Source organism: Plantactinospora mayteni, assembly GCF_016862935.1.
GTDB classification, from domain to species: domain Bacteria; phylum Actinomycetota; class Actinomycetes; order Mycobacteriales; family Micromonosporaceae; genus Plantactinospora; species Plantactinospora mayteni.
The window spans coordinates 183226-205869 of sequence record NZ_BONX01000045.1; the positions used below are offsets into that span (position 1 = coordinate 183226).

The 22644-nt window shown below is 69.3% G+C and carries 24 protein-coding genes; 6 read left to right on the forward strand and 18 right to left on the reverse strand.

The genetic code is table 11. From position 1 onward, the window contains the following. Positions 1–2: 2 nt before the first annotated feature. From Pma05_RS30505 to Pma05_RS30530, 6 genes are all read right to left on the reverse strand, one after another. The gene (locus Pma05_RS30505; protein ID WP_203860938.1) at positions 3–1673 is read right to left on the reverse strand and encodes an AMP-binding protein; all 1671 of its coding nucleotides are present in this window, start codon (positions 1671–1673) and stop codon (positions 3–5) included. After that, complete coding sequence (locus tag Pma05_RS30510; protein WP_203860939.1) at positions 1670–2728, reverse strand: LLM class flavin-dependent oxidoreductase; 1059 nt, start codon at positions 2726–2728, stop codon at positions 1670–1672. The genes Pma05_RS30505 and Pma05_RS30510 overlap by 4 nt, the downstream gene beginning before the upstream one ends. 43 nt (positions 2729–2771) lie before the next feature. Continuing rightward, positions 2772–3566, reverse strand: coding sequence for an SDR family NAD(P)-dependent oxidoreductase (locus tag Pma05_RS30515; protein ID WP_203860940.1), 795 nt, complete (start codon positions 3564–3566; stop codon positions 2772–2774). 201 nt (positions 3567–3767) lie between these two features. Continuing rightward, a complete protein-coding gene (locus Pma05_RS30520; RefSeq protein ID WP_203860941.1) occupies positions 3768–4235 on the reverse strand; it encodes a nuclear transport factor 2 family protein in 468 nt (155 codons plus the stop codon). Then, positions 4232–5017, reverse strand: coding sequence for an SDR family NAD(P)-dependent oxidoreductase (locus Pma05_RS30525; protein ID WP_203860942.1), 786 nt, complete (start codon positions 5015–5017; stop codon positions 4232–4234). Before Pma05_RS30525 ends, Pma05_RS30520 begins: the two co-directional genes overlap by 4 nt. An 88-nt stretch (positions 5018–5105) precedes the next feature. Continuing rightward, a complete protein-coding gene (locus Pma05_RS30530; RefSeq protein WP_203860943.1) occupies positions 5106–5609 on the reverse strand; it encodes a pyridoxamine 5'-phosphate oxidase family protein in 504 nt (167 codons plus the stop codon). Positions 5610–5774: 165 nt separating this feature from the next. Here Pma05_RS30530 and Pma05_RS30535 point away from each other — a divergent pair, with 165 nt between their 5' ends. The 3 genes from Pma05_RS30535 to Pma05_RS30545 are packed head-to-tail and all read left to right on the forward strand — an operon-like array spanning position 5775 to position 8498. Continuing rightward, positions 5775–6956, forward strand: a complete 1182-nt coding sequence (locus tag Pma05_RS30535) for a thiolase family protein (protein ID WP_203860944.1) — start codon at positions 5775–5777, stop codon at positions 6954–6956. A 13-nt stretch (positions 6957–6969) separates the two neighbouring features. Continuing rightward, complete coding sequence (locus Pma05_RS30540) at positions 6970–7734, forward strand: SDR family NAD(P)-dependent oxidoreductase (protein ID WP_203860945.1); 765 nt, start codon at positions 6970–6972, stop codon at positions 7732–7734. Beyond that, positions 7734–8498, forward strand: a complete 765-nt coding sequence (locus tag Pma05_RS30545; RefSeq protein WP_203860946.1) for a crotonase/enoyl-CoA hydratase family protein — start codon at positions 7734–7736, stop codon at positions 8496–8498. The genes Pma05_RS30540 and Pma05_RS30545 overlap by 1 nt, the downstream gene beginning before the upstream one ends. A 13-nt stretch (positions 8499–8511) precedes the next feature. On the opposite strand, the gene Pma05_RS30550 is transcribed toward Pma05_RS30545, so the two are convergent. Beyond that, positions 8512–9276, reverse strand: coding sequence for an enoyl-CoA hydratase/isomerase family protein (locus Pma05_RS30550; protein WP_203860947.1), 765 nt, complete (start codon positions 9274–9276; stop codon positions 8512–8514). Beyond that, a complete protein-coding gene (locus Pma05_RS30555) occupies positions 9276–10475 on the reverse strand; it encodes an acyl-CoA dehydrogenase family protein (protein ID WP_203860948.1) in 1200 nt (399 codons plus the stop codon). Before Pma05_RS30555 ends, Pma05_RS30550 begins: the two co-directional genes overlap by 1 nt. Positions 10476–10602: 127 nt before the next feature. On the opposite strand from Pma05_RS30555, the gene Pma05_RS30560 reads away from it, so the two are divergent. Next, a complete protein-coding gene (locus Pma05_RS30560) occupies positions 10603–11355 on the forward strand; it encodes a FadR/GntR family transcriptional regulator (protein WP_203860949.1) in 753 nt (250 codons plus the stop codon). A gap of 68 nt (positions 11356–11423) precedes the next feature. Here Pma05_RS30560 and Pma05_RS30565 read toward each other — a convergent pair whose 3' ends face one another. From Pma05_RS30565 to Pma05_RS30585, 5 genes are all read right to left on the reverse strand, one after another. Further along, positions 11424–12143 carry an ABC transporter ATP-binding protein gene (locus Pma05_RS30565; protein ID WP_203860950.1) on the reverse strand — a complete coding sequence of 240 codons (720 nt, stop codon included), beginning with the start codon at positions 12141–12143 and terminating at the stop codon, positions 11424–11426. After that, the gene (locus Pma05_RS30570) at positions 12136–12939 is read right to left on the reverse strand and encodes an ABC transporter ATP-binding protein (protein ID WP_203860951.1); all 804 of its coding nucleotides are present in this window, start codon (positions 12937–12939) and stop codon (positions 12136–12138) included. Before Pma05_RS30570 ends, Pma05_RS30565 begins: the two co-directional genes overlap by 8 nt. After that, the gene (locus Pma05_RS30575) at positions 12936–13892 is read right to left on the reverse strand and encodes a branched-chain amino acid ABC transporter permease (RefSeq protein WP_203860952.1); all 957 of its coding nucleotides are present in this window, start codon (positions 13890–13892) and stop codon (positions 12936–12938) included. The genes Pma05_RS30570 and Pma05_RS30575 overlap by 4 nt, the downstream gene beginning before the upstream one ends. Then, a complete protein-coding gene (locus Pma05_RS30580) occupies positions 13889–14776 on the reverse strand; it encodes a branched-chain amino acid ABC transporter permease (protein ID WP_203860953.1) in 888 nt (295 codons plus the stop codon). The genes Pma05_RS30575 and Pma05_RS30580 overlap by 4 nt, the downstream gene beginning before the upstream one ends. 85 nt (positions 14777–14861) lie before the next feature. Then, entirely contained in the window at positions 14862–16046 is a 1185-nt protein-coding gene (locus tag Pma05_RS30585; protein WP_203860954.1) for an ABC transporter substrate-binding protein, read from the reverse strand. Positions 16047–16521: 475 nt separating this feature from the next. On the opposite strand from Pma05_RS30585, the gene Pma05_RS30590 reads away from it, so the two are divergent. Continuing rightward, positions 16522–17559: an LLM class flavin-dependent oxidoreductase gene (locus Pma05_RS30590; protein ID WP_203860955.1), complete on the forward strand. Its 1038-nt coding sequence runs from the start codon at positions 16522–16524 to the stop codon at positions 17557–17559. Positions 17560–17681: 122 nt separating this feature from the next. Here the strand turns inward: Pma05_RS30590 and Pma05_RS30595 are convergent, their stop codons facing one another. Genes Pma05_RS30595 through Pma05_RS30610 form a run of 5 tightly spaced genes read right to left on the reverse strand, consistent with a single transcriptional unit; the run spans position 17682 to position 21184 of the window. Beyond that, on the reverse strand, positions 17682–19223 hold the full coding sequence (locus tag Pma05_RS30595) for an AMP-binding protein (protein ID WP_203860956.1): 1542 nt from the start codon (positions 19221–19223) through the stop codon (positions 17682–17684). Then, on the reverse strand, positions 19220–19342 hold the full coding sequence (locus tag Pma05_RS43605) for a hypothetical protein (protein WP_275414774.1): 123 nt from the start codon (positions 19340–19342) through the stop codon (positions 19220–19222). Before Pma05_RS43605 ends, Pma05_RS30595 begins: the two co-directional genes overlap by 4 nt. Next, positions 19339–19653 (reverse strand): AtuA-related protein, encoded by a 315-nt coding sequence (locus Pma05_RS30600; protein ID WP_203860957.1) that lies wholly within the window; start codon positions 19651–19653, stop codon positions 19339–19341. Before Pma05_RS30600 ends, Pma05_RS43605 begins: the two co-directional genes overlap by 4 nt. Then, the gene (locus Pma05_RS30605; protein ID WP_203860958.1) at positions 19650–20990 is read right to left on the reverse strand and encodes an acyclic terpene utilization AtuA family protein; all 1341 of its coding nucleotides are present in this window, start codon (positions 20988–20990) and stop codon (positions 19650–19652) included. The genes Pma05_RS30600 and Pma05_RS30605 overlap by 4 nt, the downstream gene beginning before the upstream one ends. Before the next feature lie 2 nt (positions 20991–20992). Beyond that, positions 20993–21184: a ferredoxin gene (locus Pma05_RS30610; RefSeq protein WP_203860959.1), complete on the reverse strand. Its 192-nt coding sequence runs from the start codon at positions 21182–21184 to the stop codon at positions 20993–20995. Positions 21185–21276: 92 nt separating this feature from the next. On the opposite strand from Pma05_RS30610, the gene Pma05_RS30615 reads away from it, so the two are divergent. Continuing rightward, positions 21277–22536 (forward strand): cytochrome P450, encoded by a 1260-nt coding sequence (locus Pma05_RS30615; protein WP_203860960.1) that lies wholly within the window; start codon positions 21277–21279, stop codon positions 22534–22536. The last annotated feature ends 108 nt before the right edge of the window (positions 22537–22644 follow it).

The following is a 22644-nucleotide window of genomic DNA, read 5'->3' on the forward strand; positions in this document are numbered from 1 at the left end:
TCTCAGCCTTCCTTCAGCGCCGAGAGCGCGGTCCGGTCGAAGGTGTCGGTGGTGATGCCGGCCTCGCGGAGCGCGGCCTTGCGCACCTTCTCCGACGGCGTCTTCGGCAGAGCGTCCACGATCCGCAGAAACCGTGGGATGGCGAACGCGGGGATCTTTCCCCTGCACCAGGAGAGCAGTGCCTGGGGGTCCACCGGCTCGGCGGTGACGACGACGGCGAGCACCTCGTCCTCGCCGGCTTCCACCTCCGCCGGTACGCCGACGACGGCACACTCGGTCACCGACGGGTGTTGCAGGAACGCCTGCTCGACCTCGTAGGAGCTGATGTTCTCCCCACGGCGACGCAGCGCGTCCTTGTACCGGTCGACGAAGTAATACCAGCCGTCCTCGTCCCTGCGCAGCGCGTCACCGGTGTGGAACCACAGGTTGCGCCACGCCTCGAGCGTCTTCTCCGGCATGTTGTAGTAGCCGTTGCTGCACGTCCACGGCTGCACCGGACGCACCACCAGCTCGCCGATCTCCCCGACCGGGACCTCGCGGTCGGTCTCCGGGTCCACCAGCCGGATGTCGAACCAGTCCGCGGCCTGCAACCCCGCCGCGCCCGGGGGCCGCGGCACGCCATACGGCGAGAGGATCGGCGCGCACGTCTCGGTCAGGCCGAAGGCGTCCACGAATGCCTCGATGCCGTAGCGCTGCTGGAACTGCTTGACGATCGTGCTCGCCGTCGGTGCCGCGTACACGCAGCGGAGCTTGTTGTCCCGGTCGTTCTCCCGGGGCTCCTGCTTCCAGGCGAAGTCCATCATCACGCCGACGAAGTTGGTCACCGTGACGCCGGAGTCGCGGACGTGGTCGATCCACCGGCTGGCGCTGAACTTCGCGCGGACGACCGCCCGGCCGCCCGCCACGATCACCGGATAGACGGCCATGAACTGCGCGTTGCCGTGGAACAGCGGCGTGGTGGTCAGGTAGACGTCCTCCGCCGTGAGCCGGGTCAGGCAGACCACCTCCTGCCCGAAGAAGTAGAGCTGGGAGTGCGGCATCGCGACCCCCTTGGACGGGCCGGTCGTGCCGGAGGTGTAGAAGATCGCGCCGAGGTCCTGCGGCTTCGGGGTGGGCAGCTCGACCTTCGCGCCGCTCTCGAGCTCCTCCCACGCCGCGGCCTGGAAGCCGGTCTCGGTGAGCAGGGAGATCGCCTTGTCCCTGATGCCGACGCCGGTGTCCCTGATCCAGAACTTCTCGATGCCCCGGACGTGCTCGGCGATCGCCACCCACCGCTCGACGAAGGCGTCGTCGATGACGGCGTACCGGGCCTGTGCGATGTCGAGCTGGTGGCGGAGGAACTCGCCCTCGTAGTTGGTGTTGATCGGCACCTCGACGAGGCCGCCGACCGCCGTACCCCACCAGGTGCGGACGAGCTGCGAGGAGTTCAGGTTCATGATGACGACCCGGTCGCCCTGGGCCGCTCCGCTGCGGTAGAGCGTGCTGGCCACGCGCTCGGCGCTCTCCAGTGCTTGCGCGTAGGTCCAGGTCGCGTCCTCCTCCGGCACGTCGAGGCAGACCGCATCCGGTCGCTGCGCGGCATGGTGCCGGAGCACGTGGTCGAAGGTCCACGTCTCCGGGTCCGGGAAGGTCGGCACCAGGTCCCGGTAGACCATCGGCCTCGGCTGGCTCATTCCGCACCCTCCGGCGCCCGGAACGACTCCTCCGGGATGTCGGTGCGCGGGGTGATCGCGTTCATCGCCGGCACCACCTCCTTGCCGAAGCGGCGGATCGCGGCGATGGTCTCGTCGCCGTCCATGGTCGGCCACTGCGGGCGGATCAGCAGCGGGTCCACCGGCAGCGTGGTGACCAGGTCGGTCAACTGGTTGACCACGTCCTCGGGGGTGCCGATCACGGCGTGCCCGGAGACGGCCTTGGCGAACTCGTTCTCCAGGTCGGTGTCCGCCATCACGTCCAGGCCCTTCTTCGCGTACGTGAGGTAGCGCCCCTGGGCGACTCGGGCGTACTCCACCATGGCCTGCTCGCGGCTGTCCGCGATGAGGCAGTTGCGGCGCAGCGGCTGCGGGGTGAACTCCTTGCCCCGCTCCGCGAACCCGTCCCGGACGACGGCGTACCGCTTCGCGACCTCGTGCTTCGGGGCCTCGGGTGGGCAGGCGTAGGCATCGCCGTACTTCGCCGCCCGCCGCACGCCGGGGATGGCGTGCGCGCCGATCCAGATCGGCGGGTGCGGCTGCTGGACCGGGAACAGGTGCGGGTGTACGTCCTCGAGGGTCCAGTACCTGCCCTGGTGGTTGACGGTCTCCTGGGTCCAGAGCTTCTTCATCAGCTCCAGCGACTCGTCGAACCGGCCGGCCCGCTGCTTGTAGGGCACGTCGAGGTAGTCGAACTCCTCGGGCCGGTAGCCCAGGCCGGCGCCGAAGATCAGCCGGCCCTCGGTGACCACGTCCAGGGTCGCGATCTCCTCGGCCAGCAGTACCGGGTGGTAGAGCGGCGCGATCATGATCTGGGTGACCAGCCGGACGTCGGGGTCGACGTCGGCGGCCAACCGGGCCAGCAGCGGCACGGGCTGCAACCAGCGCAGCTCGCCGTACAGGAAGTGCTGCCCGATCGCGATGTACCTGAAGCCGCTCTCCTGAGCGGCTGCCACGATGCGCCGGACATCCGCGAACTGCCGCGCCGGGGTGACCGACTTCGGGACGTCGCTCAGGAGCAGACCGACCTGGACCATTGCTGCCTCTTCTCTTGCCTGGGGAACCAGTGACGGCGCGGAGTCAGCCGGAGGCCGGCAGTCCGCCGCCCGCCCAGCCGCCATCGACGGGGAGGACCACTCCGCTGATGTAGCTGGCCTGGGGTGATGCGAGATAGAAGACCGCGTCCGCGATCTCGTGCGGCTCGCCCACGCGCTCCAGGGGGATGCGGCCGAGGTACTGCTCGTTCGACGCCGCACCGCTGGCCACGGCGGCCCGCTGCATCTCGGTCCGGATGGTGCCGGGGGCGACCGCGTTGACCCGGATCCCGTCCGGTCCCCACTCCATCGCCAGCGAGCGGACCAGCCCGTCGATCCCCGCCTTCGAGGCACAGTACGCGGCGCGGCCGGCGAAGCCCTGCGAGGCGCAGATCGACGAGAGCATCACGACGCTGGAGCCGTCGGTGAAGTAGCCGCGCGCCACCCTGGCCCCGACGAACGCCGCCCGCAGATTCACGTCGATCAACCGGTCCCACTCCTCGAGCGGGTACTCCGTGGCGGGACCGGTCGAGTGCACGCCAGCGTTCACGACGTACGTCCCGAGACCGCCGCCGCCGAGTTCGGCCGCTCGTTCGCACGCGCGGGCGACCGTCTCGGGGTCTCCGGCGTCCCCCACCACCGCGTCGTGCCCGGCACCGAGACCGCTGGCGAACGAGGCCGCGTCGGCGGAGACGTCGAGCGCGACCACCGCGTGCCCGGCAGCGGCGAACCGCTCGGCGATAGCCCTGCCGAGGCCACGGGCGGCGCCGGTGACGACGACGCCACGAGGGCGTTCGGCGGCAGCCGGTGCAGCGCTCTCGGCTGCGGAAAGAACGCTCACGACGCGCGACTCCTCATGAGGTCCGAAGGCTGCGACCTGGGCCGCTGCCCGATGACGTGGCGACGGTAACACTTTGCCGAAGTCTCTGACAATCATGCGCCTGAAATGGCCGCAGCTCGGGAGTCGAGCCGGAGAGACCGAGCCGCACACCGCGACCGGCATCGTCACCGGAGCGGCCGGACTGGCGCCCGAGGGGGCGCGTCACCCCTCAGCCGCCGACGTCGGTCGGTCCCGGCCGACGTGCGCGTACTGGCTGACCGCCGCCGGCAGGTGCAGGACGCGCTGCACGCGGATCCTCTTGTGGGCGAGCTTGAGCCGACCGCCCTGCTCGACGTGCACGTCGTCGTACACGCCGATGATCACCCGGGTTCCGTCGTCCTCGAGCATGGTCGCCTGGAAGTAGGCGTGGGTGACGATCTGGTCGCCGTCCCGCTTCGCGAGCACGTTGGTCACCACGTGCTTGCAGACCGGGATCCGCAGCGCGTTGTGGGCACGGTAGACCTCCAGGAAGGCCTCGACGCCCTGCTCTGTCGGGTTGTCTCCGCGGGTGATCCTGACGTCGTCCGTGACGATGTCGCGCAGCGTGTCGAGGTCACCCTCGTCAACGGCGCGGGCGTAGGTGTAATAGAGCTCCGCGCTGCGGGCGCCGAGGGTTGCGGTGTCGGTCATCTTGCGGTCAGTCCTCCGTCGATGGGAATGGTCACACCGGTCACGAAACCGGCGTCGTCACTGGCCAGGAAGGCCACGACCCCGGCGATCTCCTCGGGACTGGCGGGTCGCCCGAGCGGGACCAGGCCGATGAACTCGGACATCAGGTCCTGCATGTTCGCGCCCGGGTCACGGCCGAAGAAAGTCGGCAGCATCGGGGTGTCCACGGGACCGGGGCAGATCACGTTCACCCGTACCCGGTCCGGCGCGGCGAACAGGGCAAGCGCCCGGGTGAAGGAGGTCAGCGCCCCCTTGGTCATGGAATACAGCGGACTGAAGGGCGAGCCGACGAGCGCGGCGGTGGATGCGGTCATCGAGATCGACCCCGCGCCGTCGGCCTTCTTCACCAGCTCGTACCCGAGGGTCGCAACGTAGAAGGCGCTCTTCACGTTGACGTCGATGGCGCGGTCGAAGTCCTGCACCGACACGTCGATGCCACCGGCGCCGGGCATGCCCACCTGGTGGTGCAGCACGTGCAGCCTGCCGTGAGCGGCGTCGATGTCGCCGTAGAACGAGCGGAGCGCTTCGGTGTCCGTCGCGTCCACCTTCCGGGCGTACGCCGCACCGCCGGCCCGCTCGATCTCGGACACCACGGCCCTGGCCGCCTCGTCGGACAGGTCCGCGACGTACACGGCCGCCCCCTCGTCGGCCAGCCGAAGCGAGATCGACCGCCCCATGCCGGAGCCACCGCCGACGACTGCGGCGACCCGGCCGCCGAGTCGCCGGGCGGTACCCCTGCTCATCCGCTCACCTCCGGAATGCGGGCGGACGGGAGTCCCCCTGCCCCGGCTCGGCGTCGCTCAGGATCACCATCAGGTGGTTCGCCATGGTTCAGCCCTTTTTCGGTATACCGCGGCCGTTACCGGGCAGCTTGCGCTGGTCATGGCTGGCGGTGATCCCGACCGGGCGGACTTCGATCGCCACCCGCTTCGGGCTGTCGAGAAGCTTCCGCCACGACACCGGATCCTCGGGCTGGAGTCGGGTGGTGAACTCGCCGAGGAACCAGTCCAGCGTCTCCCGGTCGCGGTGCACCGTCGCCTCACCCCGCACCGAGAGCATCCGGCGGCCGTCCAGCCCGCTTCCGGCGCTGGAGACGACGATGGAGACCCGGGGGTCCCGCTCGACGGAGCGGACGTGCAGCCGTCCCTCCACCGCGGTCAGCCAGAACGTCCCGTCGACCACGATGAAGCTCATGACAATGCCGGTCGGCCAGTCCTCGTCGTTGTGGAAGATCACGCTGCACTCGGTCTGGGTGGACAACAGCTCCGCCTGGTCCGCCCGGTCGAGGTGGGTGCCCTTCAGTTGCTCCAGGTCGTCGATGCCGAGCCGCGCCAACGCTGCCTCCTCAGGACGTGTGGCCAGTGTGACCGGCCTGATACGGATCTGGTGCGCAACAATGAAACATGATATTGGTAGGCAGGGATTGGGAAGTCAAGACTTCCGCCCGCATCGCATCCGTTATATGTTGCAGATGATGATCACTTTTTCTGGGGAGGGGCGATGGCCAACGCCGTGATCGTCGACGCGGTCCGCTCGCCGATGGGCCGGGGCAAGGCCGGTGGGGCCCTCTCCGGTGTGCACCCGACCGACCTGCTCGCCGCTGTTCTCACCGGCCTCGTCGGCCGCACCGGGATCGACCCCGGCATGGTGGAGGACCTGATGGTGGGCTGCGTCAGCCAGTCCGGCGAGCAGTCCGCGACACCGGGCAGGCAGGCGTGGCTCTCGGCCGGGTACCCGGTGCACGTGCCCGCGGTCAGCATCGAGCGCAAGTGCGGCTCCGGCCAGCAGGCGATCGAGTTCGCCGCGATGGGCATCGCCGCCGGTGTCTACGACGTGGTGATCGCCGCCGGGGTGGAGTCGATGAGCCGGGTGCCGATGGGTTCGAACCGTCAAGGTGCCGACCCGTACGGGCCCGGCGTGGCGATCCGCTTCCCGGGGCTCGTCTCCCAGGGCGTCGCCGCCGAACTGGTCGCCCAGAAGTGGGGCCTGTCCCGGCGCAGTCTGGACGAGTACGCCGTCTCGTCGCACGCTCGTGCCGCCAAGGCCGCCCGGACCGGTGGCTTCGACAACGAGATCGTGCCCATCGCGCTGGCTGACGGCGGCGTGGTCGACCGTGACGAGACGATCCGTCCGGGCAGTGACGCGGGCAGGCTGGCCGAGCTGCCCGCGGTGTTCGGCACCGGCGAGCTGACCGCGCGCTTCCCGGACATCGAGTGGAAGATCACCGCGGGGAACTCCTCCCAGATCACGGACGGGGCAGGTGCGCTGCTGCTGATGAGCGAGGAGAGGGCCGCCGCGCTCGGTCTCACCCCGCGGGCCCGGATCGTCGCCTCGTCCGTGGTCGGTGACGACCCGCTGTTGATGCTGACCGGTCCCATCCCCGCCACCCAGAAGGTGCTGGCGCGCGCCGGGATGTCGATCGAGGACATCGACGCGGTCGAGGTCAACGAGGCGTTCGCCTCGGTGCCGCTTGCCTGGCAGGCGGAGTTCCCGACTGCCTCCGAACGCCTCAACCCGCGCGGTGGCGCGATCGCGCTCGGCCATCCGCTCGGCGCCTCCGGCGTGCGACTGATGGCCACGCTCATCAACCACCTGGAGCAGACCGGCGGTCGGTACGGGCTACAGACGATGTGCGAGGCCGGTGGGATGGCCAACGCCACCATCATCGAGTCCCTCGCCTGACCACGGAGACACCATGAACCTCACGAGCAGTTCCGCCGTCGTCACCGGCGGCGCCTCCGGCCTCGGCCTCGCCACGGCTGCGATGCTCGTCGACCGAGGTGTGGCGGTCACCATCGTCGACCTGCCCTCCTCGGCCGGCGTCGAGGTGGCGGAGAAACTCGGCGACCTGGCGAGCTTCTCCGCCGCCGACGTCCGCGACGCCGAGGCGGTGGACCGCGCGCTCGACGTCGCCGAGTCGGTGGCACCGCTGCGGGCACTGGTGCACTGCGCCGGCCGGGGCGGCACCGTCCGGCTGGTCGACAAAAACGGCGACCCCGGCGACTACGACCTGTACCGCGAACTCGTCGACATCAACCTGGTCGGCAGTTTCAACATGCTGCGGCTCGCCTCCGCGCGGATCGCCGCGCACGAGCCGGTCGACGGCGAGCGTGGCGTGTGCGTGCTCACCGCCTCGGTCGCCGCCTGGGAGGGTCAGATCGGCCAGATCCCCTACGCCTCGGCCAAGGCCGGCGTGGTCGGGATGACGCTGGTCGCCGCCCGCGACCTCGCACAGCGCCAGATCCGGGTCTGCTCGATCGCGCCGGGCGTGTTCGACACCCCGATCCTGTCCCGCTTCTCCGACGAGATCCGGGAAGGGCTCGCCAGGCAGGTCCCGCACCCTTCCCGGCTCGGCCGTCCCGAGGAGTTCGCGGCGACCGCACTGCACATCCTGGACAACCCGATGCTCAACGGCGAGACGATCCGGCTGGACGGTGCGATCAGGATGGCGCCGCGCTGATGTCGGACTCCGTGCTCACCGACGCGGTCGACGGGGTCCTCGTCGTCACCCTCAACCGGCCCGACGCGCGCAACGCGATCAACACCGAGACCGCCGTCGCGGTCGGCGCGGCGCTGGACCGGCTGGACTCCGACTCCTCCCTCGTTTCCGGGATCATCACCGGGGCGGGCGGCACCTTCTGCGCCGGCATGGATCTCAAGGCGTTCCTGGCCGGCGAAAAGCCGTCGATCCCCGGCCGTGGCTTCGCCGGCATCGTCGAGGGCCCGCCCGCCAAGCCGGTGATCGCCGCGATCGAGGGGTACGCGATCGCCGGCGGGTTCGAGATCGCGCTGGCGTGCGACATGATCGTCGCCGCCGACAACGCCCGGTTCGGTCTGCCCGAGGTCAAGCGTGGACTCGTCGCCGCCGGTGGTGGCTTGATGCGGCTGCCACGGCGGATCCCCCACCATGTGGCGATGGAGTGGGCCCTGACCGGTGACCTGGTGACCGCACAGCGCGCACACGAGGTCGGCCTGGTCAACCGCCTCGCCGAGCCGGGGATGGCCCTCGACGCCGCGCTCGAGTTGGCGCGGGCGGTCGCCGCCAACGGCCCGCTCGCGGTGGCAGCCACCAAGCGGATCATCGTCGAGGCGCCGGAGTGGAGCGCCGCGGAGACGTTCGACAGGCAGCGCGAGATCAGCGTGCCGGTCCGAGAGTCCGAGGACGCCCGCGAGGGCGCGACCGCGTTCAAGGAGAAGCGAGCGCCCCGCTGGCGCGGCGTGTGACCTGGCCGGGTACTCACTCGGGGGCAGGGAAGCGCGGCTTCCGCTTTTCCATGAACGACGACGCGCCCTCGGCCATGTCCGGGCTGCCGATCGCCTGCACCAGCATGCCGAGTCCGGTGGAGAACGAGTCGCGTGCGGCGTTCCACCAGATGTTCGAACTCACCTTGGTGATCTCGAGATAGCGCGGGCTCAGCGCGGCGAGCTCGGCACACCACCCGATCACCGTCTCTTCGAGCCGGTCGTCGTCGACGACGTCGTTGACCAGCCCGAGGTCCATCGCCTTCTCGGCCGGGTACCGGCGGCACAGCATGGCGAGTTCCTTCGCGCGCTTCTCGCCGATCTGCACGCCCATCACATTGGTCGCACCCGTCACCGGCGAGCTGCCGACCCTCGGGCCGGTCTGGCCGAAGGTGGCCGACCGGGCCGCGACGGCGAGGTCGCACGCGACCACCAGCTCGTTGCCACCGCCGGCCGCCGCGCCGTTCACCGCCGCGATGACCGGCCGAGGACAGCTTCGCACCGCATCGAAGAGCCGCAGGCTCGCCCGGTACAGCGCCCGCATGTTCGCGGTGTCCGGCGCGGCGAGGTTGGTCAGCGCTCCGCCGGCACAGAACGAGCCGCCAGAGCCGGTGATCACCACCGAGTGGTACGACGTGGCGCCCTCCAGCGCATCCGCGATCGCGTGCGCCATCGGCCCGTCGTACGCGTTGCGCCGCTCCGGCCGGTTGAGGCGGATCCACAGCGCCGTGCCACGGGGCTCGACCTCGATGTCTGCCATCAGCTCTCCCTGCGAAGTTCGGTGCGATGCCTGTCCATGTTCTTCCAGCCCAGCGCGTCGTCGGCGATGAGGATGGCCTGGATGTTCGCCGATCCTTCGCCGGTCTGCCACAGCTTGGCGTAGTTGAGGTAGATGCTGATCGGCAGCTCGTCGCTGAACGCGGCGCCGCCGAAGATCTCGGCGGTGGCCTGGGCGGCCCGGTTGCACACCTCGCCCGCGTAGTACTTCGCGATCGTGCTCTCCCGGGTCGCGACGAATCCGGCGTCGTACCCGTCGGCGGCGGCCCGGACCAGAGCCCGAGCGGCGGCGACCTCCACGGTCATGTCGGCGAGCTGCTTCTTGACCAACTGGAAGCTGCCGATCTTCTCGCCGAAGGCGGTACGTTCGTCGGCGTACGCCACGGCCGCGTCGAGACACGCCTGTGCCAGCCCGACGGAACGGGAGGCGACCGACAGGCGCCCGTAGTCCATGGCGTTCATCGCCACCTTGAACCCCTCGCCCTCGGCGCCGAGCAAATGCGACGCGGGCACGCGCACATCGGTGAACGTCACCGAGTTCGTCGGCATCAGTTTGCCGAGCACCCGGCATGGGACCCGGGTCGCCGCGAAGCCCGGCGTGTCGGTGGGCACCACGAACGCGGTCACCCCCCGGTGCGCGGCATCGGGGTCGGTCTTCGCGTAGACCACGGCCACGTCGGCGACGTTCGCGTTGGTGATCCACATCTTCGCGCCGTTGACGACGTACTCGTCCCCGTCGCGCACCGCGCGGGTACGCATCGCGCCCAGGAAGTCCGAACCGCCGTCCGGCTCGGTCATGGCGTTCGCTCCGAGCAGCTCACCGCGGACCAGGCCCGGCACATAGCGCCGCACCATCTCCCGCGTTCCCCAGTTGGCGATGGTCAGCGGGACCGTCGCCGCCTGGAGGTTCATCGGGGCCGACAGCGGCGGGTAGACCCGGGCGATCTGCTCGGCCACCACCGACAGCGCCCGGTATCCGGCGTCGTTGCCGCCGAGGTCCTCCGGGAAGCAGCACCCGAAGAAGCCCAGTTCCCCCATCTCGCGGTAGAGGTCGCGCGGAAACTCGCCCCGCTCCTCCAGCTCCCTGATCCGCGGGCGCACCCGGGCCTGCCCCCACTCCCACACGAGCGAGCCGAATTCGGCGGCGATGTCCGCGCGGGACGCAACAGTCTGTGCCACCATGCATCAACCCCTCTTCGTCAGGTGCGGGTGTTCGGCCGACAGATCTGTGGTCTGTGAGATCCGCCACAGGCGGCTGTATGTGCTAATCTTCGGCATCATTCTGGGACTTGCGAGGACGGAGTCGTCGATGGCCGTTGCCGACCCGGCACAGCGCCCCCCGAAAGCCGCCATGCTGGTGGCCCAGCGCATCGTGCGTGACGCGATGCGCGACAACCTCCAGCCTGGGGACCTCCTGCTGCCCGAGCGCACGATGCTGGAGAAGTACCAGACCGGCCGGGGGACCCTGCGCGAAGCGCTGCGCCTGCTCGAGTTCCAGGGCGTGATCGCGCTCAAGCCGGGCCCCCGTGGTGGACCGGTGCTGCAAAACCCGGACGCCAGCCACCTCGCGAGCACCATCGTGCTGCTCATGCAGCTCAAGCAGGCGCCCTTCCGCACGATCGTCGAGGTACGCACCGCGATGGAGCCGATGATCAGCAGCCTCGCCGCCAAGCGGATGTCGGACGAGTCGCTCGAGGAACTCGCCGGCACGATCGAGCAGATGCGCAAGGACATCGACGACCAGCACTCGTTCCTCGACGCCAACAAGCGCTTCCACGACATCATCGCCTGGTCGTCGGGGAACACGTTGTTCGGCTACATCGTCGACTCGCTGCTCGGCATCATGGACGGCACGGTGCTCGGCGTGGACTACCCCGGTCACCGCCGCAGCGCGATCCTGAAGGCGCACGAGGAGATCTACTCGGCGCTCAAGGCCCGTGATCCGGAGGCGAGCGAGGCCCGCATGCGCGAGCACATCGAGGCGTACGAGCGGTACGCCGATCGCAAGTTCCCCCAGGTCCTCAAGGAGACCATCCCCTGGGAACAGCGCTTCTACGGGTGACCTGCCCGAGCACCTGACACGTCCCCGGCCGGCGCTCGCGGGCCGGGGCCGATGCCGGTGCGCGACGGTCACTGTCCGGCCAGCGCAGCCTCGCCCAGAAACGCGCGCAGCACCGAGGCATGGCTGCGCGCGTCGCCAGCGACACCGGAGAAGACGACCTCGCCACGGGCGATCGCGACCACGTGGTCGGCGACGTCGAGACCGGCGTCGGCGTTCTGCTCGACCATCAGGATGCCGATGCCGGAGTCCGCCATCTCGCGTACCTTGGCGAGGATCGAGTCGACGACCACCGGAGCAAGGCCCATCGACGGCTCGTCCATCAGCATCACCCTCGGCTGCGACATCAGCGCCCGGCCGAAGGCCAGCATCTGCTGCTCACCGCCGCTGAGCAGCCCGGCCGCTCCGTTGGCCCGGTCGGCGAGGATCGGGAACATCTCGTGGACCCGGGCGAGCGTCTCGTCGTACGCCTGCTTGGGCGCGGTGTAGCCGCCCAGCCGCAGGTTCTCGGCCACCGTGAGCGGACTGAACACCCGCCGTCCCTCCGGCACCAGCACGACTCCCCGGCGGACCACCTTGTGCGGCGCCAGCCGGGTGATGTCGTCGCCGTCGAGGCGCACGCTGCCCCGCACCGGCGGCTCCAGGCCGGCCGCTGCCTTGAGCGTGCTGCTCTTCCCGGCGCCGTTGGCGCCGAGCACGAGCGTGACCTTGCCGGGCGTTACGTCGAGGCTCACCCCGCGGACAGCCTCGATCTTGCCGTAGCGGACGTGGAGGTCCTTGATCTCAAGCATCCCTGCCCCACTTCCTCCCGAGGTACGCCTCCTGCACGGCCGGGTTCCGCACGACCTCGCCGGGCTCGCCCTCGGCGATGAGCTGCCCGGAGTTCATCGCGAAGACGTAGTCACAGGTGTCCATCATCATCTGCACGTCGTGCTCGACGAGTAGCTGCGTCAGTCCCTCGTCCCGCAGATCTCGCAGCAGACCGGAGATCTCGGCCCGCTCGGACTGGTTCATCCCCGCGGTGGGCTCGTCCAGCAGCAGGAGGCGAGGGTCCATCGCCAGCGCCCGCGCGACCTCCACCCGACGCTGGGTACCGTAGGACAACTCCGAGGGGTAATAGCTCTCGAAGCCCCCCAGCCGGGTACGCCGAATCGCGTCCACCACCGCCGGTGATACTGCCGGGCCGCGCAGCCGCTCGAACCAGCTCGGCCGGCTGCCGGTCCTGTCGTCGGAGGTGGTCCGGGAGTCCGCGCCGATCTGGATGTTGGCGCGTACGTTCAGGTCCGGCAGCAGCCGCACCATCTGGAACGTCCGGGCCACCCGGAGCCTGGCGAGCCGCGACGGCGGGACGTGCGCGTAGGACGCCCCGTCGAAGAGCAGCTCGCCACGGGTCATCCGGGTGAGTCGGGTGATCGCGCCGAGCAGCGTGCTCTTGCCGGACCCGTTCGGCCCGATGATCCCGTAGATCAGACCCGGCATCAGCTTCATGGAGACGCCGTCGACCGCCCTGACGCCGCCGAAGTGCACGGCGAGGTCACGCAGTTCCAGGACGGGCGTGCTGGTTCGCTCGACCGGCTGGGCGCTCATGGCACGGTCTCCTCGTTCAGTGCGAACTCGCGCACGTCGCCGGGTTTCGGGTCGATGTCACCGGCCTGCTCGGCTGCCACGGCGGGCGGTGGATCGCGCCGTTCGCGCCGGCGCCGCCGGAGCCACTTGTTCAGGTCGACCAGCACGCCGTAGATGCCGCGCGGTAGGAACACCGCGGCGAGCGCCACGATGATCCCGTAGACGAGTTCCTGCCACTCGCCGATCGCGGTGAGGATGTCCGGCAGCCAGGTGAAGATGATCGCGCCGATGACCGCACCCTTCCAGGAGCGGGAACCGCCGACGATGATCATCGTCAGGCCGAGCACGATCAGGCCGAAGCCGATGTCCAGCGGGCCGATCGCGCTGCGGACGAGTACGTTCATCGCGCCGGCCAGCCCGCCCAGCGCGCCGCTGACCACGAAGGCGGTGAGCCGGTAGCGACGCAGGCTGATGCCCATCGACAGGGCGAGTTCGGGGTCGTCACGTACGGCATCGACCCGGCGCCCGGTGCGCCCGACCTCGCTCAGCGCCACGAGCGCCAGGACGATGACCGTGAGCGCGAACATCTGGCCCATCGTGAAGTCGGTGATGACGCCGTACAGGCCGGTCGAACCACCCGTCGTTTCGCCACCGTTGATCGTGATGACCCCGATGATCAGGTCGAACGCGACGGTGGCCATCGCCAGGTAGAGACCGTTGAGCTTGAAGATCAGGAGGCCCAGCAGCAGTCCGATGACGGCGGTGGCCAGCATCGCTGCCCCGATCGCCACGAACGCGGAGACCTCCTGCTCGATCACGAGGATCGCGGCGAGGTAGGCACCGATCCCGTACGAACCGGCGCCGGCGAAGGAGAAGACACCCATCCGCAGCGGCACCTGGATCGACAGCGCCAGGATCAGGCCGGTACAGGTGGCCTGGATCAGGACCAGGTTGGAGTCGTAGAAATCCATCATGTGCGTCGCACATCCGCGCGGCCGAAGACACCGGACGGCCGGAAGAGCAGGACCAGGAAGATCAGGCCGAAGCTGACCGCCTCCACCCAGGAGCCACTGGTCTGGGTGAGCACCACCGTCTCCGCGGCGGCCAGGAAGAAGGCGCCGAACGCGACACCGAGCATGCTGCCGACGCCCCCGAGGATGATGCACGCGAAGGCCTTCACCAGCAGCGTGTCACCGCTTTCGGCAGTGATCGCACCGAGGCCGAAGGTGAACAGTACGCCGGACAGGCCGGCCATCCCGCCCGAGACGGCCATCGTGACCAGTGCCATCTTGCGACGGTCGATGCCCATCAGGGCGGCGGTCTCGGCGTCCACGCCGATGGAGCGGAGCGCGAGGCCCTGGCGCGACCGCCGCAGCCACACCGCGGCGGCGACCCACAGGACGAGCGCGACCACGATGCTGAGCGCGGCGATGTTGGTGATCCGCAGGTCACCCATCGTCCAGGTGTCCACGGTGAAGGTGGAACTGCTGAACCCGAACGGGTTGCTCTTGGTGTGGTGCTGGGCGATCGCCAGCGGGATGATCGCGACCCCGATCCCACCGATCAGGATCTGCATCTCGGCGGTCCGTTTGTCCTTCGCTCGCTTGATGATCTGTTCGAAGGCGAGTACCTGGATCAGCAGGGACATCAGGGCGCCGACGACCAGGCCGAGCAGCACGATAAGCGGCAGCCCGAGTTCGGTCTGCTGCAACACCAGATAGGCCGTGAACGACGAGAACATGAAGATCGCGCCGTGGCCGAAGTTCAGGATGTCGATGGTGCCCCACGTCAGGCTCATGCCCAGCGCGAAGAGCAGGTAGATCGACCCCAGGGTCACCACACTCAGAAGGTCTTGCACGACTTGCTCCTGTCCGCTTCCTTCTCTGACCAGCCGACCGGGCAGCGTGGTGGGACCAGGGGTCCCACCACGCGACACAGACAGGTCACTCGCCGGCGCCCTCGTAGAGGAGCTTCTCGCCCTCGGTGGTGTACTCCACCATCACGCCGGGCACCTGGAGGGTGCCGTTCTCCCACTTCAGGTCCTTGCCGAGCGCGCCGTCGAAGGTCTTGGCCGCCTCTTCCTTCATGGCGTCCTTGATCGCTTCGCGGTCGGTGGAGTCCGCCGCCGCCATCGAGCGGGCCAGGAAGTACGCCGCGTCGTACGCCTCGGCCGCATAGTTCAGCGGGACCTCGCCGTACTCGGCGCGGTAGGCCGCCACGAACTTCTGGCTGCTCTCCGCGTTCTGCTGGTAGTTGAAGTCGACAGGCCAGACCATGCCGTCGCCGGCCTTGCCCGCGGGCTTGAGGTTGCCGGCGCTCGCACCGGAGTTGCCAAGTACCTTGCCCTGGTAGCCGGCCTGACGGAGCTGGGTCATCACGGTCGGGTTGGACGCACCCACCTGGAGCGTGGCGACGACGTCGGGCTTCGACGCCAGAAGCTGCGAGATCGGGGCCGCGAAGTCCTGCGTCGTCGCCGACGTCGCGATGCTCTTGGTGATCTCGAAGCCGAGCTCCTTGGCGAGCTGGGGATAGGTCTTCTGACCGATCTCCTGAAGCGTGGGGGTCACGCTGGTGTACATGACACCGACGGACTTGTAGCCCTGCTCCTTGATGAACCTCGAGATGATCGGGTAGTAGGAACTCATCAGCGGGGTGGCCCGGTAGGTGTAGTCGCCCACCACCACCCCGTCGCTGCCGGCCTGCGTGTAGATGATCGGCATGCCCCGCTTCTGGGCCAGCGGCGACATCGCCACCGCCTCGGTGCTGGACACCGATCCGAACACGGCCGCGACGTCGCGGTCGGTGATCGCCGACGTCAGGGCGCTCGCCGCGGTCTGCGGCTCGCTCTTGGTGTCCTTGAACTCAAGCTTGATCTTACTGCCGCCGAGCAGGTCGGACTCGTTGATCTCCTTCACGGCGAGCTCGTAACCCTTGTTGGCGGAGGCACCGGCGAAGGCCACCACGCCGGTGGTCGGGTTGACCGACACCAGCTTGATCTCGTCCGGCAGGCCCTCACCCGAAGCTGGTGCGTCGCTACCCCCGCAGGCTGCCACGCTCAGCAGTACCCCGGTGGCGATCGCCGCGACCGCGATCTTGCGCCGCCCTCCCCGGCGTGCGTTCCAGATCATGGCTGTCTCCGATCGGCTATGCATATCATGCAGATGATTGGCATGTGACAGGCGTGTGATGGGCACCATACGACGCGGCGACGCTCCTGTAAAGCAGTTCACCCGGCACGATCGGGTCGGGTCCGAGGCCGAACGGTGCTGGGCGACCAGCCGCCACCCCAGGCGCGACGAGCAGGGCGAACTCACTCGCCGGCGACCGCGTAAGCGGAGCCACTCGCCCTCGACAGCGCACTCCACCATCGCGCCAGGCGCCCGCAGGCCGCCGACCCCACTTCAGGTCCTTACCAAACGCTCCGGCGTGGCGTCGTTGCGCGGCCTCGCACACCGAGGCGTAGCCGGAGAGCAACCAGTAGCCGTCGCGGGCGTCGGTCCACCCGACGGGCGCCTCGCCGCCCCACCTTCCAGCTGCCGTAATTTATGCCTATGATAGCCAGTGTTAGGTGTCCTGCGCTGAGGCTTGGAGAGGAGTGCGGCGGTGCGGATCGGCGTGATTCTCGGAGATGTCCACACCAGCGTCTCCCCGAAGGACCACCTCGACGGGCTGCTGCGGCAGGTCGAGGCCGCGCAGCGCAACGGCATCTCCTACCTCACCATCGGACACCACTACCTGTACGGCGACCTCCGCTGGTTGCAGCCGCTCCCGACGCTCGCCCGGATCGCGGCAGAACTCGACGAGCACGTCACGCTGGCGACCACCGTCATCCAGGTGCCGCTCTACCACCCGATCGCGCTGGCCGAGGAGCTCGCCACCCTCGACATCCTCACCCGGGGCAAGCTCGTGGTGGGCGCGGGCGCCGGCTACCGCAAGGACGAGTTCGGCTACTTCGGCATCGACTTCACCAAGCGGTTCGCGATGATGGACGAGTCGCTGCGGCTGATGAAGATGTTGTGGACCCAGGACGTGGTCGACTTCGACGGCAGGTTCTGGAAGCTCGCGGACGGCCACACGCACATCCGGCCCTGGCAGGAGCCGCACCCGCCGATCTGGATCGGCGCGATGAAGGACGCCGGTGTCCGCCGCTCGGCACGTCTCGGTGACGGCTGGCCGGTCACCCCCGAGACGAAGATCCCCGAGATGGTCCGGCTGATGGCGCTCTACGAGGACGAGCGGGACAGGCTCGGCCGCCCCCACGTCAAGCACCCGCTGCGGCGGGAGATCATCCCCGGCCGGACCAGCGATGCGGCCTTCGAGCGCTTCGAGTCCATGGCCAAGCAGCGCCTGCTGGCGTACGCCGCACGCCAACTCGCGACCCGCGACGCCGACGAGCTGACTCGGGAATTCCGCACCGTGGCCGCGAAGGAGACCTTCATCGGTACGCCGGACGAGTGCGTCGCGCAGATCCGTGACCTCTCCGCACTCGTTCCGATCGACCCGATCCTGGTCCGGGCGCAGTGGCCGCACATGAGCACCGAGCAGGTGGTGGAGTACCTCGACGACCTGGGTCGGGACATCGTCCCGGCGCTGCGCCAGGTCGACTCCGTCGACCGCGTCGTGCGCGACGCCGTGGTCTGATCCGAACTCCGGCCGACCCACACCACGGTCGCCCCAGGTCGGCGAGCAGCAACACGCGGAACGGCCCGGACCCGATGCCGGCCAGCTCCACCACGGTCACCCCGGCGAGCGGTCCGGCCGGCTCAGGCACCGGAGATCTCTGCGGCGAGCAGGTCGCGCAGTCGGGACTTGGCGACCTTGTTCAGGGTGGCCCGGGGCAGGTCGTCGACGATACGCACCTCGCGCGGCCGCTTGAAGTCGGCGAGCAACTGCGAGCACCGGTCGGCCAGCGCACCGACGGTGACCTCCGCCTCATCGTGCGTCACCACGAAGGCGACCGGCACCTCACCGAGCATCGGGTCCGGCTTCCCGACCACGACCGCCTCCCGGACACCGGGTACGCCGAGCAGCACGCGTTCGATCTCCGGGGCGCCGATGTTCTCCCCGCCCACCTTCAGCACGTCCCTGTCCCGCTCGACGAAGGTCAGCGTGCCACCCGGGTCGAGGCGGAGGCGGTCACCGGTCACGAACCAACCGTCGCCCGCATAGGTCGCGGCGGTGGCGTCGGGGTCGTGCAGGTACTCCTGGAAGAGCGAGACCCCGGGCACCCCGCGTACGTGCAGGTTGCCGGTCTCGCCGGGAGCCACGGAACGCCCGTCGTCGTCGACGACGCGTACGTCGTACTCGCCGGCCGGTCGGCCTATCGTGCCGGGCGCGTCCTGGTGGTGCAGGTCGCCTACCACCGGGTGCGAGACGGTCTCGGTCATCCCGAACCAGCCCACCACCGGTACGCCCCCGGTGACCGGTGCGGGATCGAGGTTCGCGCTGTTCCCCCAGCCCCGGTACGCGTGCCGGTCGGGCACCTCACGGTCGGCGAGGGCGCGCAGCACGAAAGAGACGACGGAGGTCCAGGTCACCCCATGGTCCACCGAGACGTCCCAGAACCGTGAGGCGGAGAACTTCGGCTGTAGCACCAGTGCGGCACCCGACCACAGGCACGACAGGAAGGAGTAGGACAACGCGTTGGTGTGGAACAGCGGGAGGTGGACCAGGTAGGTGTCGTCGGGTCGCAATCCCTGGTGCGCGGCGCCGACCTTGCCCGCCCAGAGGCAGTTCGCCTGGGTCCAGACCACGCCCTTCGGGCGCGCGGTGGTGCCCGAGGTGTACTGCACGGAGGCGGTGGCCGCGCCCGGAACCAACGGCCGACACGCGACCGGGTCGGCGCGCAGCAACGTCGCGACCGCGTCCGCACCGGTCCCCTCGCTGACCGCGACCCAGGCCAGCTCCGGCATCGCGCCGGAGACGACGTCGGCGACCTCGCCGCTCAGCACGGCACCGACCGGGCCACAGTGCGCGCCGACGTAGCCGAACTCGTCAGCGCTCAGCCGTGGGTCCAGGCATACCGCGGCTGCCCCCATGGCGGTCAGTGCGGTCCAGGCAAGCAGGAAGTCGGGATGGTTCGGCAGCACCAGCGCCACCGGATCCCCCGGCCGTACGCCGCGGCGGGCAAACCCGGCCCGCAGTGCCCCGACGTCCCGGGCGAACTCCGACCACGTCCAGCGGCGTACGGGTGCGTCGAACGGTGCCCAGGTGAGGAACGTCCGGTCCGGCGCGGTCGCCGCCCACCGGTCGACCAGCCAGCCGACGTCGCGGCCGGCGAACGCCGACAGTGCGGCAGCGCTCACGCCGGCCATCGCAGGTGCTTCACCGTGAAGTACGCCCCAGCGCCTCCTGCGGTCCACTCCCCGTCGACGAGGCAGGTCTGCCGGGCGAGGTCGGTCGCGAGCGCGGAGGCGCTGGTCACCGCCGGCCTCCTGGAAGGTCGATGTCGAGGATGAGGGACTGGAATGCCTTGCCGTGCGGGTCCACCCGCAGCGTCATCGAGACTCCGCCACCGAGGGCCCTGTCCAGTACGAAGTTGAGGCCGTGCACGTTGGGTAACTCGTACCGGACCACGGTGCCCTGGACCAGCGCTCCGAAGTGCTCGCGGACGACGTCGGCGGTGAGCTGTTCGACCAGCGTCGGGTAGTCGGCCTGGTCGTAGACGAAGACGCAGATGTTACTGACGTCCCCCTTGTCACCAGACCGGCTGTAGGCCATCTCGCGCAGCTTCATGTCTCCAGCACCTCGGTCTCCAGCCGGACCTGCTCCCGTGGCACGTAGGCGGGGGTGACACCGAGTGCCGGAACCACGCTCCCGGTCGCGCCACCGCCGCCGGCCGGCCCGAAGTAGAGAAGCTCGACCTCGTGCACGGCGGCGCGGGCGGCCTCCAGGTTCGGCGTACGAACCGCGAGGCGGAGGCGTACCTCGGTCGGCTCGCCGCCGACCAGCCGGTCGCCGAACAGTGATCCCACGCCTTGCAGGTCGACGCGCAGGTCGTCGATGTCGCTCCCGAACGCGTCCAGCCTGGCGCGGACGATCTCCTCGGCCCGACGTGCCCGATCGGCGCACCCCGGTCCGCCGTAGGACATCTCGCCGACGGCCTTCCAGCCCTGGTCCACGCCGACCAGCACCTTCAGGTGACTGGGCCATTCCCGACCCCGGGCGCCGGAGAGACGGACCCGGTTGTCGCCGAGGTCCTCGATCGTGACGCCGGTGAAGTCCGCGGTCACGTCCGGTGTCAGGTAGCGGGCAGGATCGTGGATCTCGTAGTAGAGCTGGGTCTTCATGGTGAGTTCGTCGACGGCGCCACCGGTGCCGGGCAGCTTCGTGACCACGACCGACCCGTCGTCGACGTCGGCGAGGGGGTAGCCGAGGTTGTGCGGGTCCGGGACCAGCCGGTACGGCGGATCCTCGAAGTTGCCTCCCGTGGAGTGCACGCCGCATTCGAGCAGGTGGCCCACCATCGTGGCGTGCCCGACGCGGTCCCAGTCCGTGAGGTCCCAACCCAGCTCGTGGCAGATCGGGCCGACAAAGAGCGACGGGTCCGCGAGGCGGCCACCGAGCACGATCTGCGCGTCCTCGCGCAGGCAGTCGACGATCGGCGCGGCGCCGATGTAGGCGTTCGCCGAGACGATCCGGTCACCGAGCGCGCCCACTGTGGTGCCCAGTTCGGGCAGCGCGCAGTCCAGCCGGGTGACCAGGTCGTGCACGTCGTCTCCACGGATGACACCGATCCGCACGCCCAACAGTCCGACCTTGCGCAGTCGCGCTGCGAACTCCTCGTAGGCGGCGTCGGGATTTGCCGCACCGAAGTTGCCGACCACCTTGCCGCCCCGGGAGAGGTAGCCACGCAGCAGCGGAACGAGGGCGCCGATGCGCTCGTCCTGTCCGGCCGAGGGGTCCTGCCGACGACGGATCTGGGCGAGTGCCATGGTCCGTTCGGCCAGGCAGTCGAACCCCATGACGGAGACGCGACCACTGTCGGCCATGGCCACGGCCGGCGCCAGCCGGTCGTTGGCGTACGCCGAACCTGACCCGATGCTCAGCACTGGTGTCGGCGCCCCGAGCATGGTCAGTCGATCTCGATCGCGAGCTCGGGGCAGCTGTCCGCGGCGAGCTGCGCCTCGTCCTCCCTGCCGGCCGGCACGTTCTCGTCCTTCACATACGCGTGCCCGTCCTCCTCACGCGCGTAGAAGAGGTCGGGGCCGCTCAGGCGGCACAGGCCATGGCCCTGGCACTTGTCCTCCACGACACGAACCCTCATCTGCTCCTCCTCGTTGAAAGCTCGCCTTGACACCGACGGGATCGAGTATAACCATAATCAGGTTAGAGGGAATCTGAAGGGAGGGCGTTGACATGACGGAAACGGCCCGTCGTCCGGTCGTGGACTTCGACCACAACTCCGACGAGCACTCCGCCGACCCGGCCGGCTCCTACCAGGCTCTCCGAGAGACGACGCCGGTGGCCTGGTCCGAGGCTCACGGCGGGTACTGGGTGCTCTCGGACTACAAGGCTGTCTTCGAGGCCGCGCGCGACGACGTGACCTTCTCCTCCGAACGCAACACCTCCGGCGGCGAGGGGTTGTCGGTGGTGATCCCGAAGACGCCGGCGCCGTTCCACATCCCGATCGAGATCGACCCGCCGGAGTTCCGGAAGTGGCGCAAGATCATCAACCCGATCACCGCGCCGGCCGCGGTCGAGCGGATGGAGCGGATGGTCAAGCACTACGTCACCGCCTTCATCGACGACGTCATCGAGGTCGGGGCAGCCGACATCACCTCGGTCATCGGGGTTCCCGCGATCGTGACGGTCGACTGGCTCGGACTGCCGATCGCGCACTGGAAGACCTACGCAAGCGCCTTCCACGCCCTGCTCATCGCGGTGCCGGGCACCGACGAGTTCGACCAGGCCGTCAAGGTCGACCTGCCCCACCTGGAGAAGGTCACGCGCCGGGTGATCGCCGACCGGCGGGCGGAGCCGACCAACGACATCATCAGCTACCTGGTGCGACAGAAGGTCGACGACCGACCGGTCACCGACGACGAGGTGTTCGCGATGGTCGACCTGCTGCTGTCCGGTGGGGTGGGCACCACCGCGTCGCTGGTCTCGAACACCGTGGTGTGGCTCTACCAGCACCCCGAGGTCCGCTCCGAACTGCAAGCCGACCCGTCACTGCTGGACAAGGCCATCGAGGAGTTCCTTCGCTACTTCTCCCCCACCCAGGCGCTGGCCCGGACCGTCACCGAGGACACCGAGAAGCTCGGCTGCCCGATGCACAAGGGCGACCGGGTGCTGCTGTCCTGGGCGTCCGCGAACCGCGACCCGAACCAGTTCGAGAACCCCGATGAGATCGACATCCACCGTTGGCCCAACCGGCACACCGCCTTCGGCATCGGGATGCACCGGTGTGCGGGGTCCAACCTCGGGCGTGCCATGGCCAAGGAGTTGCTCGGCCAGATCCTCACCCGACTGCCGGACTACGAGGTCGACCTCGACGCGCTCAAGCCCTACCCGCACCAGGGCACCAACACGGGCTACGTGAGCATCCCCGTCACCTTCACGCCCGGTCCCCGGATCCTCCCGTCGGCGGCCCCGGACTCCACCCCCTCCTACTGACCGGAGCGGCTTGGGCACGGAGTCGGCGTCCATCGTCCGGGTTCATCGTCCTGTCGATGATGTCGACCCCGTACGAGTCGTCGCGGTACCGCGCCAACCGGGGCGCAT